This is a genomic window from Pseudomonas sp. GV047 (assembly GCF_003058245.1).
GTDB lineage: Bacteria > Pseudomonadota > Gammaproteobacteria > Pseudomonadales > Pseudomonadaceae > Aquipseudomonas > Aquipseudomonas marginalis.
In genome coordinates this window covers 148,770-161,945 of the sequence record NZ_QCWA01000014.1, presented here as the reverse complement: position 1 = coordinate 161,945, position 13,176 = coordinate 148,770, and the positions used below count along the sequence as shown (strand labels likewise).

Genomic DNA, 13,176 nt, shown 5'->3' with positions numbered 1-13,176 from the left:
TGGGTGAGCAAGGCGTTGATCATACGGATCACCGGCGCGCCGTCCTGGGTGTCGAGCAGGTCGGTGATCTCGGGCATGTCCTGCATCAGGCGGTCGAGGTCGACCTCGTTCTCTGCCGCGCCCACCACAGCGGCGGCGCTGCCCGTATCGGCGTAGGCACTGGCGAGGAGGCCGTCGAGTTCATCGTCGCGTACCTGCTCGAGATGGGCCTGGCCGAACTGGCGCCGTACTTCGCTGATGGACCAGCCGGGGGTGGAGGGGCAGACGGTCAGCAGCATGCCGTCGTCGCCGGGACGCAGGAGGATGCGTTGGGATTTGGCCCAGGCGTAAGGGAGAAGGCTCACAAGACATCTTCCTGACCGAGCGCGGTCCAAATGTGGGAGGGGGCTTGCCCCCGATAGCGGTGGGTCAGTTTGTACATCTGTGGCTGACACACCCTCATCGGGGGCAAGTCGAATCGTCGCACCGCCCCTCCCACATTTGGTCCTGCGTACAACAGGCTCACGGTCGTGCACCTACAGGCACCGCCCGAATCACCGCCCTCGGCCCCTGCTGCTGCCCGCCCGGAATCCCCTTCTCCACCACCGGCAACTGCGGCGCCTGCACATCCGGCATCGCCCAGCTGTGTTCCGGCTGGGAATGGCCCTGGGCACGGCGCATGTAGTCATAGCGGTTCAGGGTGATCGCGCGTCCGGCACCACTGTCGCGGATGATATACGGGCGCAGGAACACCATCAGGTTGGTCTTGGTGACCGCCCGGCGCTCATTGCGAAACAGCACACCCAGCCCCGGAATGCTCGACAGCCACGGCACGGCTTCATTGCTCTGGCTGTAACCGTCCTGGAGCAGGCCACCGAGGACCATGATCTGCCCGTCGTCGAGCAAAATACTGGTGTCGATCGCGCGCTTGTTGGTGACGATGCCGGCCGACACGGCGCTGCTGGACGCGCGCTCATCGATGCTGCTGACTTCCTGGTAAATATCGAGTTTGACCGTGCCACCCTCGGAGATTTGTGGGCGCACATTCAGCTTCAAGCCGACCTCTTCACGGGTGACCGTCTGGAACGGATTATTGCTGGTACCGCCGCCACCGGTCACGTAGCTGCCACTGACAAACGGAATAGTCTGGCCCACAAAAATACTGGCCGCCTCGTTATCCAGGGTCAGCAGGTTCGGCGTCGACAGGACGTTGCTGCCGCCTTTGCTTTTAAGCGCGCGGGCCAACACCTTGAGGTCCATGACCTTGCCAATGCCGGGCACATCCACAGTACCGTTGATGAAGCCGAGGCTGAGCCCGCCAGGCAGCACATCAACGCTGGTCTTGCCATTCAGGTTGAACCCCGCACCACCCAGGTTAGTCCCGCCGATCACGCCTTTGCCGGCCAGGTCGCCGCTCTGCCACTGCACGCCGAACTCATTGGCATCGTCCTCGCCGACTTCAACGATAAGGCTTTCAATCACCACTTGGGCGCGGCGCTGGTCGAGCATGTCGATGACTTCACGCAGGTTGCGGTACAGCGGCTCCGGGGCAGAAATCAGCAAGGTGTTGGTGGTCGAGTCGGCCTGGAGGGTCACGCCACCGGCGGTGAAGGCGACGTTTTGCTCACTCGTTTGCCCGCCGGGCTGGCTGCTCGAGCTGCCGGTCGTCTGCGCCGACTCATTGGCGCTGGTGGTACTGCCTTGGCCACTGCCCTGCCCGGTCTGGCTGCCGGAGATATTGGCACCCATTGTGCTGAGGGCCGACCGCGCATTGTCACCGCCACCGCTGTCGCTTTCACCGGTCAGCAAACCGCGTAACGACTGCGCCAGTTTCGCGGCCTGGGCGTTGCGCAGGTACACCACGTGCAAATTGCTTGGGTTGGCTTGGGCGTTATCCAGCTTGTAGATCAGGTTACGCGCCAACTCGGTCCGCTCCGGGCTGCCGGCACGAATCACGATCGCGTTGGAGCGCGGGTCGCCCACCACCGTGATTTTCTGCGTCGGATCGCTGCCCGGCTGCTCCAGCAGTTGCGAGACCATCTCGGCGATATCCACGGCGATCCCGTTTTGAACCTGCACCACGTCGGTGTCGATGGCGCTCGGGGTATCGATACCGTCGATAAGCTGCGCCACCCGCGCCAGGTTCTCGGCGTAGTCGGTGACAACGATGGTGTTGTTGCCCGGATAGGCGTTGATCGGGTTGTTCGGCGAAACGATCGGGCGCAGCACCGGGATCAGATTCACCGCGTTTTCGTATTGCAGGCGGAAGGTGCGCGTGAGCATGCCGCTGCCGCCCGGCTTGTCAGCACTGTAGATCGGCCCGCCGAGCAGCTTGGCATCGGCCTCGGGCACCACGTGCGCGATACCTCCTACATCCACCACGCTGAAGCCCTGCATGCGCAGTGCCGCCAGCAGCATGTCGTAGGCCTGATGCGCCGGCACCTGCCCTTCGGAAACCAGCGTGAGGGAGCCCTTGACGCGCGGGTCGACCAGGAACTGCTGCCCCGTCGCACGGGACAACGCCCGCACCACGGCTTGAATGTCGGCTTCGACGAAATTCAGCGTGACCGGTTGATCGCCCAAGGGTTTGTTCGGCGCCACGCCGCTGTGACCGGCACCGCCGCCACGTCCGGGATTGGTAACCTTGTGCAAGGGCCGCGACTGCCGTTCGATTTGCACTTGCGCACGCTGCCGGTCTACCAGTGCGTCGCCGCTGCGCTGGGTGGTGGCCAGGGGCAGGCCGAGCTCACTGTCCTGGGGTAAATCCGCCGTAGGCTGCGCGCTGCACGCACTCAGTGCGAGCAACAGAAACGGCGCAGCCGTGCGTACATAATGGGAACCTGACCACTTCATGATGCTTCCTTAGCGCCGTGCATCCGATCCATACGGACGGTTCCTGTGAGAGTGCCTGCCGTGTTGTCGGCCGAGGCTTCGCCGGCGCGTTGCAAACGGGCCTCCACCACGTCCAGCGAAAATTGCCTCGGGTCACTCAATAACCAGCCGAGCACCGCATCGGCGGGGGCCGCGTCCAGTGTCAGTTGCCAGGACAGATCCTGGGCCTGCAACCGGTAGTGTCCCGCCAGGCCGGCGGCGTCGAGGGATTGCCGCAATGAGTGCTCAAGGTCCAGCCCGACAGGCGTGGTGACCTCGCGAAGCAACAGCGCCAGTGCCTGGCTCTGGGCGCGCAGCTTCGGGGTTTCGACTTGCCAATAGTCAATGTTCTTGAGCGCTGGCTGGATCAGCGACAGCCAGACCAACAGGCTGGCAAGAAACACCGCCGCGCCGCTGAGCATGGTTTTTTCCCGCGGGGCCAGCGCTTTCCAGCGCCCTTTGAAGGCCATCAGCCGCGGATTATTCATCGTCGTTTTCCACGCTGGAATCACCCTCTCCCGACGCGGGTTCGGCCAGCGCGCTCAGCGTCCAGATACGCTCGTTGCGGTGGGCGGAAAGGCCCGCCTGGCTCAGCGCAGCCTGTACAGCGCCGTCGGCAGCGGGAGTGGCTTCGGCGGTCATCTGCAGCTGCAACTGGCGCTCGCTGAAGGTCAGCTGCTGGACGCTGCCAGCCATGAACGGCAGCGCCATGGCGGCTTGCTGCACCAGGTAAGCAAAGTCGTGATTGAGCTGCGCGGGCCCGCCCCCTTGCCGGATCGCCAACTGCTGGCGGGCCTGTTGCAGAGGGTTGAGAATCACCGGCAGCTCGGGAAATGCGTGCTTCACGCGCTGGCTCATCTGCTGCTTGAGCTGCTGCCCTTGCGCAACCTCGCGGGCGGCGTAAAGGTTGAGCCCGGCCACCCAGACACCCACGGCCAACGCACAACAGCCCAACGCCCGCCCCCAACCGGCCGCCGGTACAGTGCGCCGGCCGACCCCGGCGTGCAATCCCCAGCCAGGGGCAGCGCCGTTCCAGCGCTGGTGGTCCACGGGCCACAGCACACTTTCGCCGCTGGCGGCGAGCGCTTCCAGACGGTCCTCAACCAACGGTTCCACCGCCCCATGGGCGAGGCTGAAACGCAGCAGCAACTGGCCCTCTACCACACACCCATTGACCTGCCCGGCCGCTGGCACGGCTAAGCGGTAAGGCGCCGGATACAGGCCGCCCAGCTTCAATCCGTGCAGGCCAAGCAACTGACCGAGGCGATCCAGTACAGCCTTGGGCAGCCAGCTCAGGTGCACCTGTCCATCGGTATCGCGAGCGCTGTGCGCCACATGCATCTGCTCGCTGGGCCCCAGGATCAACGCCTGCGCAGCGCAGGTAACGGCCGCATCGATACGGGACGCTGACAGCGGCGGTAGCTCGATGCGAGTAAGTACCGTGTCCATGGGGTGAAGGAAACACTCGACAGCCTGAGACTTGGCCTGTTGTCCCAGCTGGCCAAGGGTGCTGATGCCGGTATGGCTGACGCGGCCCTTGCGGTCCAGTTGCGCGAACTCAAGCTCGGTGTCCGACGTCAAGGACTCCAGCGGCGGCAAGGCAAGGCGCAGGCGCGTCATACGCCCAGCCTCGACCAGATCACCCTGGGCATTGCGTCTTCCGGACGATGCAGCAGCGCAGCCAGGTGCACACGGCGCTGATTGCGGCGGGCCTGCCCCTGGAGCAGGAACCACTCACTGGTGATCCCGACGTTGAGGTGATCCACGTTCAAGTTGGGCAATCGCGCACGGTTAACGAAGTCGCCGCGGTTGATAAACCACTGGCCGCGATCGCGCTCGGCGACCAACGCCTTGGCCTGCGCCCAGGACAAACCCGGCACCACCGCGGCCAGCACCTCAGCGCTGGCCGTATTGCCGTTGACCCAGGTGTTGACCGGAAGAATGCTGACGTAACGCTCGAGCCGCGCCAGGACCCGCTCATTGAGGCCTTCGATACCGCGTAATTGATCAAGACTGCGCAGCATCGGCTGGGTGGCGGGTAATGGCGGGGGTGGCTGCCCCACTGTTGAGGCAACCGGCCTATGTGGGTAGGCTGCAATCACGCGTTGGCTGATGCGCTGCGCCAGGCGGGCCTCGACACCGATCATCTCGCACAACCGCTCAAAGCTGCGCATCTGCCCGAGATCAACAGACTCTTGGGCGATTAAATTGCGCAGGTTGAACTTGCCTTGCAGGTCCTCAAGGCGGCCTTCGAATTCGCCGTCCTGAGCGGTGTTGATCGGCCGGGCCCATGGCTGGTCAAGCCGCGTCAGCACATCCTGCTCACGGGCGTCCCGGAGCAATCGCCGGCTGACTTCCAGGCCGCCCAGCAGTGAGGCACTGCCCTGCACTCGCGCCTGCTCGGCCTCAAGCGAACGGGTAAAAACGCTCTGGCGGGTGAGCATGCCGGCGGCGAACACAGCGACCACCGCCGCGATCAGCATCGCGCTGATAATCGCCATGCCGCGCTGTTTCGCCCCGGTGGGCGAGTGTGATTTCATGGCCGCGCTTAGAGCTGCCAGGATCCGATATCGGCATTCACACCGTCGCCATCAGGCTGTGCGTCGGCACCGAGGGAGAAGATGTCGACTTCGCCGTTCGCGCCGGGATTCAAGTAATGGTAAGGACGGCCCCAGGGGTCGTTGGGCAGGCGCTCCAGGTAAGAACGCCAGTTGGTATTTTTTGCATCTGCCGGGCGCTCGACCAGTACCTTGAGGCCCTGGTTCATGTTGGGATAGGTGCCGTGGTCGAGGCGATAAAGCTTGAGCGCCTGCATCAGGCCGGCGACGTCCTGCTTGGCCGCAATCGCCCTGGCCTGGTCCGGACGGTCCAGCACTTTAGGCACGACAATCGCCGCCAGAATGCCGAGGATGACCACCACCACCATGATCTCGATCAGCGTGAACCCTTGCTGAGCGTGGCGGGCGCGAGGCCCATATTTGATGCGCGCGAAATCCATATCCACCATCCTTGGCTCGATCCTAATTCGGCGCGCAGTGTAACAAAACTAACTATCTGGATAGCAAAAATAATTGGCCGCTGCCCGCGGCTCCCTGAGTGCTACTCTACGGCGTGTTTTTACGCCAAGAGTGACCCATGGAGCTGTCGCGCAAGGAGCAGGGTTTTACATTGATCGAGGTGCTCGTGGCCTTGGCGATCATTGCCGTGGCGATGGCGGCGGCGGTCCGCGTTGCAGGCTTGATGACCCAGAGCAATGGGTTGCTGCGCGACCGCTCGATGGCGCTGCTGTCGGCCCAGGGCAGGCTCGCCGAACTGCGCCTGGAGGGACGCCTGCCCAGGGGGCACAAAGCGTTTGACTGTGATCAGGGCCGCTTGCTGTTGCGTTGCGAACAGAGCATCGCACCGAGCGCCGATGGACGCCTGATGCGCGTCACCCTGCTGGTGTCGGAGCGCAAGCGCGAGGCGCCGCCGCTGGCGCGGGTGGAAACGCTGCTCAACCCGCCGAAGGCAACGCCCCAATGAGCGTTCAGGGTCGGGTCAATCGCGGTAGCACCACCGAGTCCGGCAGCGTGCTGACCTTGATGCGGGTGTGCTGCGTGCCCCGCTCAATCACTACTGCATCGCCCTCGATCGCCGCCAGGCGCACCCCTTGGGCCAATGACTCGCCCACCCGAAAACTGCGCGGCGGCCCCTCGTTCAGGCTCAGGATCGCCACCGCCCCGCGCGCGCCCGCCATCAGGCCGGAGACCTTGATGTCCACCACCGCCGGCTGGTTGGAAAACCACTGCAACGCCGGTGTATCCGGGCGAGCGGCCAAAACCGGCGGCTCGACCGGCGGCACCTGGGACTCGGCCGATGTCAGCAACACGGAGGACCAGACCAGCACCCCCGCGAGCGCCGTGGCCAATGCCACTGCCTGCACCACTCGCGGCGCGGTCAAACGAAAAATAGCGACCAAGACAAAACCTCCTTGTTGTCCTGCCGGGCAGTCTACAGGAGAGACCCACGACGAAGGAGCGTTGTGTCATGACCAAGGCCAATCAACAAGGCTTCACCCTGATCGAATTAATGGTGGTGCTGGTGATCATCGGCATCGCCTCGGCGGCGATCAGCCTGAGCATCAAACCCGACCCGTTGCAATTGCTGCGCAAGGACGCCAACCGCGTGGTCCAGATGCTGCAGATCGCCCAGGCCGAAGCCCGGGCCGACGGCCGCCCCATCACGTGGCGGGCCGACACTAAAGGGTTTCGCTTCAGTCGGCGCCACGAGTCTGGCCAGGGCTGGGATCACTTCATGAGCGACCCGCAACTGCGTCCCCGTGCCTGGGAAACCCCCTCGATGAGCGTGCGGGTAACCCCCAGGCAATCGGTGGTGCTGAATGCCGAATGGTTTGCCTCGCCCTTGCAACTGCAGCTTTCGGATGGCCAGCACCGCCTCGACATTCAACGCACGGCGACCGGCCAGATACGCGTGGCAAATGCACCATGAAAACTCACCAGCGCGGCTTTACCCTCATCGAAGTCATGGTGGCGATCATGCTGATGGCCATTGTCAGCCTGATTGCCTGGCGCGGCCTCGACAGCGTGAGCCGTGCCGACAGCCATCTGCAGGCCAGCACTGAACAAACCGAAGCGTTGTTGCGCACACTCAACCAGCTGGACCGCGACCTGGCCCTGCGCGCCAGCGTTGAACTGAGAACGCCAGCCTTGAACGATGACGAACAGCCCGACGGTCTCGCCGCAATCAGCGTTCGCAGCTCCGACCAGCATGATTTTCAACTGAACGTGATTCGTAACGCAGCCCTTCCCGAAAACGGTCTGCAACGGGTGCGCTGGTGGCTGGAGGGTGACACGCTGTACCGCGCCACATCCGCAGCCAGTGATCGATACCCGTTACCTGCGCCCAAAAAAGCAGTGGCCGTCTTATCCGGTGTCAGCGACCTGCAAGTGCGCATCTGGGAACCGGGCCAAGGCTGGCGTCAGCTGGCCGGCAACCGTAAAGCCGATCCCATCGGCCTGGAAATCAGCCTGACCCGCCAGACACCACAGGGGGAAGAACGTTATCGGCAAGTGGTGGGGCCGCTGCAATAAGCGAGTCAGCGACGACCAAGGTATCCCCACGCCCTGGAGCGGGCAAAGCACTGAGCTCTCCGACTAAAGCGAGTGAAAGATGTATTCAGTCTGTGCACGAAGATCCAGTTCAACACCTGCCCCCTGCAGACGAGTGTGAAGGTCTGCATCATCGACGCGGACTTTCCAGGACACATTGGCCGGTACGTCGCCTCCCGCGCGAACGAGACTGATGGCCTGCTGCAACTGCGCACGGTCGGCTAAGTAAACAGCCAGCGCGTTGCCTTTCCAAGCGGCAACACTTATCCCCAGCGCCGCGCAGACTGAAACTTTTGCCTTGGCATCGTCGCGGTCAGCCTGCCGGGAGCGTTGAATCTGATCCTCCAGGACAGGATCAACTACACGGTCAGACCATAGTACCTCTCCCGACTCCCAGACTTCCGGCGGGCAGACCTTTTCTTCGGGGCGTAGGGTCAGAAATGGATTGATTTCCATCGGGTAGATTCGACAGACCAGCGGTCGATCTTCGTAGATCGTGCAGTGGTTATCCTCGCCTAAACTTGGACACTGGGTCAGTGCGTTACCCGCAAAAATGGCAATGACCTGAATACGTGCCTCTCCACTGGCCACATCGACCGCGCGTTGCACGCTGTGGTTGTAGTGCCCTGGCAACGGGAAGACTGATGTGTCGAAAGCTTCGAGTATGACTGCGACGTTACCACCGCGATTTAACCATTCCTCGGCCTCTTGAAGCGTCAGAGGGATAAGACGTTCTTTACAGCAAGTTCCACACCCATTGCAGGTAAACCGCGTGACGTTGTTTTTCATGGGCGTCACTGATTGGCTTATAGGTGTCATGATCAATCCTGTTTCTCGCTTCCAAACTTCCAGTAGAGGCGATGGTTAAAGAAACCAATGATATAGGCTGTATACCTGGCTTCAATCAGGCACTGAATCCCTACCTGGTATACTTGAACACCCCTTCCCATGACAGGTCGCCACCGCTTGCCAGAACGCTCGGCATCATCCGTGGCGACGCCGTATCACCCGGATTCCGGGCCTCTACGACTCGCACGTAGATGCCCTGAATCCGGTCCAAGGCTTAAACCAATTCGGCTAAAGAGGCCGGATTGAAGCCCTTCAGATCTGCGTAATCGCCTTTTTCCACTTTGGCGACCCAATCCTTGTCACTCAGCAGAACACGCCCTACTGCGATCAGATCAAACTCTTCGCGCTCCATTCGCTCGACGAGCCGATCCAGGCTCGCAGGGGTCGATCCCTTGCCGGCGAATGCGTGAGTAACATCATTATCCAGCCCGACCGAACCGACGCTGATGGTCGTGGCGCCAGTGACTTTCTTCGCCCAGCCCGCGCAGTTCAGCCCGTTCTCACCATCAATTTCGGGGAACTCAGGGTCCCAGAAGCGTCGCTGCGAGCAATGCAGAACATCCACACCCGCTTCAACCAGCGGCAGCAGCCAGTCTTCCATCAGTGCAGGCGTCTCGGCGAGGCGCACCCCGAAGTCCTGCTGCTTCCATTGACTGACGCGCATGATGATGGGGAATTCGGGCCCGACCGCATGACGCACAGCAGACACGATCTCAGCGGCAAAACGGGAGCGCTCTTTGATCGTCGCTCCGCCATAACGATCGGTGCGCAGATTGGTGCCGGCCCAGAAGAACTGATCGATCAAATAACCATGCGCCCCATGGATCTCAACGGTGTCGAAACCCAGGCGCCTGGCATCCGCCGCCGCCTGGGCGAACGCAGCAACTGCGTCTGCAATATCCTCCTCGCTCATCGCCACACCGCGAGGGACGTTTGGCGAATCGAGGCCAGACGGGCTTTCAACCGGCGCATCAGGCTCCCAGCCGCTGACGTCACGCACTGCGCCGGTGTGCCAGAGTTGCGGCCCCATACGGCCCCCGGCAGCGTGAACAGAATCGATCACGTTCTTCCATCCGGCCAGCGCTGCTTCACCGTGAAAAAAAGGAATACCGGGACCGTTACGTGAAGCGGGACGATTAATGACGGTGCCTTCTGACAAAATCAATCCGACTCGACCCTCAGCCCGCCGCCGGTAGTAGGCAGCGCTACCTTCACCAGGGATGCCCTCTGGGGAAAATTGCCTGGTCATCGGCGACATGACAATCCGGTTTTTCAGTTCAAGCGAGCGGATGGAAAGAGGACGAAATAAAACGCTGGTATCTGGGTTTGACATTGGATGGACTCCATTTGCTTTTGGAAACCATATAAGTATATTTTGTAAACTAAATGTCAATTAGGCACCTAGAATCGCCTAGGTATACATGAGGAAACTTCGATGCTGGAATTAAAGCCGCAATGTTTTTCGTCGGAGTGCCCAAGCCGGGCGCTGTTCGACCAAATCGCAGACAAGTGGTCGATGATGGTTCTGGCGGTACTTGATGACGGGCCGCATCGCTTTAACGCCATCAAGCGTCGCCTCGAGGGCGTCACTCAGAAGGCCCTGACACAGTGCCTGCGGCGACTGGAACGAAATGGTCTTGTCTCGCGCCAGGTCATCTCGTTTTCGCCCGTGGCAGTCCAGTATGAGATCACCCAACTGGGTCGAACACTGCAGCAGCCATTTCGCGAATTGCATAAATGGACGCTCGACAAATTGCCTGAGGTTGAAACGGCCCGGTTGAAGTTTGACGAGGCCGCGCAGGTAAGCCTGGCGGAGTGAATGCCTTCGCAGGTTTGCCCGCGGTATCCCTGAACCTACCAACGCTACTTTAAGTGCCTAATTGACTCCAGGTTTATCGCGTATACCTTGTAAGGGTCGCCCAAGATGGCCGCATTTCGATGCCTTATTGCGACCTTTGATCAACGCCTCTCTGCGACTCTCGACGATTGGCCAAGCGCCTTCGATATCGACGCGGCAGCGCTGATCCCAACGGCCTGACCTGTTTTGGAAAGCCCAATATGACGAGGACTAAAATGCGCGAAAATCTTCAGTTTTACATCGATGGCTCGTGGGTGGAGCCCGCTGGCAATATCGTAATGGATGTCATTAATCCGGCTGACGAAACGGTTGCCGGCCAGGTTGCGCTCGGCGGCCCCCTCGATGTCGATAAAGCGGTCGCGGCGGCAAGAGCCGCCTTCCAGACGTTCTCGCAAATATCGGTTGAGGAGCGTCTTGCACTCTTTGATCGAATCATCGCGGCCTACCAGTTGCGCGCACAGGATCTTGCGACAGCAGTGTCCGACGAAATGGGCGCACCGCTATGGCTTGCCGAGCAATTGCAAGTCACGGCCGGCCTGGCCCACATTCAAATCGCTCGCGCCGCGTTAGCCAAATACAGCTTCGAACACGAGATGGGCACCACTGAGATCGTACGCGAGCCGATTGGCGTTTGTGCGTTGATCACGCCATGGAATTGGCCGCTCAACCAGTTGACCTGCAAGGTGGCCGCAGCGTTGGCGACAGGCTGCACGATGGTGGTGAAGCCTTCTGAAGTGTCGCCCTTCTCGGCGACGATCTTTACCGAAATCATGCATGATGCCGGTGTACCAGCCGGTGTTTTTAATCTGGTACATGGAGACGGCAAAGGTGTTGGCGACGCACTGACGGGCCATCCTGAAGTCGATCTCGTCTCGTTTACTGGATCCACCCCCGCCGGCATCCAGGTAGCGCGCAATGCTGCACTGACGGTGAAACGCGTACACCAGGAACTGGGCGGAAAGTCGCCGAACATCCTTTTGCCGAGTGCCGATTTTCCGTCAGCCGTGGCGGCAGGCGTGGCTCAAATGATGCTCAACAGCGGTCAATCATGTAATGCGCCGTCACGGATGCTTGTTCCATTTACACGAATGGATGAGGTAGCCAATCTCGCGCGCACGGTGGCAGCGCAGTGGGTTGTCGGACACCCGGCAAGTAACGCGAAAATGGGTCCGGTCGCCTCCGAGGCACAGTGGCGCAAGATCCAGAACCTGATCCAGGTCGGCATCGAAGAAGGTGCAACGCTGATAACAGGTGGTCTCGGCCGACCCGAAGGGCTCGACACCGGTTTCTATGTGCAGCCGACCGTCTTCTCCAACGTGACGAATGACATGACTATCGCCCGCGAGGAGATCTTCGGCCCGGTGCTTGTCATCATCGGTTATGCCGATGAAGCCGACGCCGTGGCGATCGCCAATGACACCGTATTCGGCCTTGCCGCTTATGTTCAAGGCGAACATGCAGCCGCCGAGGCAGTGGCGCGTAAACTTCGGGCCGGACAAGTCACGCTCAATTATGCCGACATGGATTTGGCGGCCCCGTTCGGGGGATACAAGCAGTCGGGTAACGGTCGTGAATGGGGAGAAGTTGCGTTCGGCGATTTTCTCGAAACCAAAGCGATCGTCGGCTTTCGCCGGGCGGTGTGACATGCCTGCTGCTGGCCATGCGGCCATGGGCAGAGTAACCGTCAAACACCAACCAACCATGCCAGGACATTCGGTTACGCTTTATAAATCGGCACCTATGGCTTAGATGACGTAGCGGTATGATCACGTACCGCTACTCACCGTTATTGAGCACGGGGCAGACTTATCAGATGCCCAGGCGCGACTGCGGAAAAGATACCCCTACCATCGGGGTTACTCACTCATATCGTCTCAATACCCGAACTATCTTGGCTCTCAGGCCATGCTGACATCGCGACATCAATGAGGCCGCCAAGTACCTGGTTAGTCGCCCCGACTGAAGGCAGATTTACCACAGCCTGCAGTATTCCGAAGTAATACCAAGCCAGTAGATCCAAATCGACATGCTGCCCTATCTCACCCTCCAACCGGCCATGAGTCAAAATATCCACAAAAATCTGTCGCTGCTGACAAGCCGCAAAATTCGCGGTTTTCTTTCCTGTGGCAGTGAGGTCTTCTTGCTCAGCGTTACTGCGAGATATCAGGCAACCAGGCGGACGCTCCACGCCAAATTCCTTCGGAAGAAACTCTCGTAGCAGCGCGTCTATGCTCGCCCTGGAGGTCTGTGCCCGGGTCGATCTCATTCGCGTTAATACACGGTCGGTATATAGCTGAAGCGTCTCGTTGAAGAGCCCATCCTTATCATGGAACCGCTGGTACAGGCTTGATCGAGACAACCCCGTTGCCTCAGTCAGATCGCTGACCGATGCGTTTGCGTACCCATGCCGCCAGAAAACAGCCGTCGCCGCCTTCAGGACTGCACGTTCGTCATATTGCGGTTTACCGCTCATAAATCCTCCGTTGACAACATGGAACGATCAGACCAGGA

At 60.9% G+C, this 13,176-nt stretch carries 14 protein-coding genes and 1 pseudogene; 5 read left to right on the top strand and 10 right to left on the bottom strand.

The features are described from left to right. The 6 genes and pseudogenes from C8K58_RS27820 to gspG all read right to left on the bottom strand — a co-directional run. A pseudogene (locus tag C8K58_RS27820) lies at window positions 1-344 on the bottom strand (type II secretion system protein GspE); the annotation flags it as partial. 157 nt (window positions 345-501) lie between these two features. Beyond that, complete coding sequence (gene gspD, locus C8K58_RS27815) at window positions 502-2,832, bottom strand: type II secretion system secretin GspD (RefSeq protein WP_108574711.1); 2,331 nt, start codon at window positions 2,830-2,832, stop codon at window positions 502-504. Then, a complete protein-coding gene (gene gspM, locus C8K58_RS27810) occupies window positions 2,829-3,338 on the bottom strand; it encodes a type II secretion system protein GspM (RefSeq protein WP_098479878.1) in 510 nt (169 codons plus the stop codon). Before gspM ends, gspD begins: the two co-directional genes overlap by 4 nt. Next, window positions 3,331-4,470, bottom strand: a complete 1,140-nt coding sequence (gene gspL, locus C8K58_RS27805; protein ID WP_108574710.1) for a type II secretion system protein GspL — start codon at window positions 4,468-4,470, stop codon at window positions 3,331-3,333. Before gspL ends, gspM begins: the two co-directional genes overlap by 8 nt. After that, window positions 4,467-5,390, bottom strand: coding sequence for a type II secretion system minor pseudopilin GspK (gene gspK, locus C8K58_RS27800; RefSeq protein WP_027603443.1), 924 nt, complete (start codon window positions 5,388-5,390; stop codon window positions 4,467-4,469). The genes gspL and gspK overlap by 4 nt, the downstream gene beginning before the upstream one ends. Before the next feature lie 8 nt (window positions 5,391-5,398). After that, window positions 5,399-5,848 carry a type II secretion system major pseudopilin GspG gene (gene gspG, locus C8K58_RS27795; RefSeq protein ID WP_108574709.1) on the bottom strand — a complete coding sequence of 150 codons (450 nt, stop codon included), beginning with the start codon at window positions 5,846-5,848 and terminating at the stop codon, window positions 5,399-5,401. A 137-nt stretch (window positions 5,849-5,985) separates the two neighbouring features. On the opposite strand from gspG, the gene gspI reads away from it, so the two are divergent. After that, entirely contained in the window at window positions 5,986-6,372 is a 387-nt protein-coding gene (gene gspI / locus C8K58_RS27790) for a type II secretion system minor pseudopilin GspI (protein WP_027603441.1), read from the top strand. A 4-nt stretch (window positions 6,373-6,376) separates the two neighbouring features. Here the strand turns inward: gspI and C8K58_RS27785 are convergent, their stop codons facing one another. Then, the gene (locus tag C8K58_RS27785) at window positions 6,377-6,808 is read right to left on the bottom strand and encodes a type II secretion system protein N (protein ID WP_027603440.1); all 432 of its coding nucleotides are present in this window, start codon (window positions 6,806-6,808) and stop codon (window positions 6,377-6,379) included. 68 nt (window positions 6,809-6,876) lie between these two features. On the opposite strand from C8K58_RS27785, the gene gspH reads away from it, so the two are divergent. Together gspH and gspJ are read left to right on the top strand one after the other, a co-directional pair. Beyond that, window positions 6,877-7,338 (top strand): type II secretion system minor pseudopilin GspH, encoded by a 462-nt coding sequence (gene gspH, locus C8K58_RS27780; protein WP_027603439.1) that lies wholly within the window; start codon window positions 6,877-6,879, stop codon window positions 7,336-7,338. Next, on the top strand, window positions 7,335-7,940 hold the full coding sequence (gene gspJ, locus C8K58_RS27775; protein WP_027603438.1) for a type II secretion system minor pseudopilin GspJ: 606 nt from the start codon (window positions 7,335-7,337) through the stop codon (window positions 7,938-7,940). Before gspH ends, gspJ begins: the two co-directional genes overlap by 4 nt. Window positions 7,941-8,003: 63 nt before the next feature. On the opposite strand, the gene C8K58_RS27770 is transcribed toward gspJ, so the two are convergent. Both C8K58_RS27770 and C8K58_RS27765 read right to left on the bottom strand, forming a co-directional pair. After that, window positions 8,004-8,747 (bottom strand): YkgJ family cysteine cluster protein, encoded by a 744-nt coding sequence (locus C8K58_RS27770; RefSeq protein WP_108574716.1) that lies wholly within the window; start codon window positions 8,745-8,747, stop codon window positions 8,004-8,006. A gap of 274 nt (window positions 8,748-9,021) precedes the next feature. Continuing rightward, a complete protein-coding gene (locus C8K58_RS27765) occupies window positions 9,022-10,140 on the bottom strand; it encodes an NADH:flavin oxidoreductase (RefSeq protein WP_108574708.1) in 1,119 nt (372 codons plus the stop codon). 102 nt (window positions 10,141-10,242) lie between these two features. On the opposite strand from C8K58_RS27765, the gene C8K58_RS27760 reads away from it, so the two are divergent. Both C8K58_RS27760 and C8K58_RS27755 read left to right on the top strand, forming a co-directional pair. Further along, window positions 10,243-10,626, top strand: coding sequence for a helix-turn-helix domain-containing protein (locus C8K58_RS27760; RefSeq protein ID WP_027603435.1), 384 nt, complete (start codon window positions 10,243-10,245; stop codon window positions 10,624-10,626). A 254-nt stretch (window positions 10,627-10,880) separates the two neighbouring features. Next, window positions 10,881-12,308 carry an aldehyde dehydrogenase family protein gene (locus C8K58_RS27755; protein ID WP_108574715.1) on the top strand — a complete coding sequence of 476 codons (1,428 nt, stop codon included), beginning with the start codon at window positions 10,881-10,883 and terminating at the stop codon, window positions 12,306-12,308. A 221-nt stretch (window positions 12,309-12,529) separates the two neighbouring features. Here C8K58_RS27755 and C8K58_RS27750 read toward each other — a convergent pair whose 3' ends face one another. Next, window positions 12,530-13,138: a TetR/AcrR family transcriptional regulator gene (locus C8K58_RS27750; RefSeq protein ID WP_108574707.1), complete on the bottom strand. Its 609-nt coding sequence runs from the start codon at window positions 13,136-13,138 to the stop codon at window positions 12,530-12,532. Window positions 13,139-13,176 lie beyond the last annotated feature (38 nt).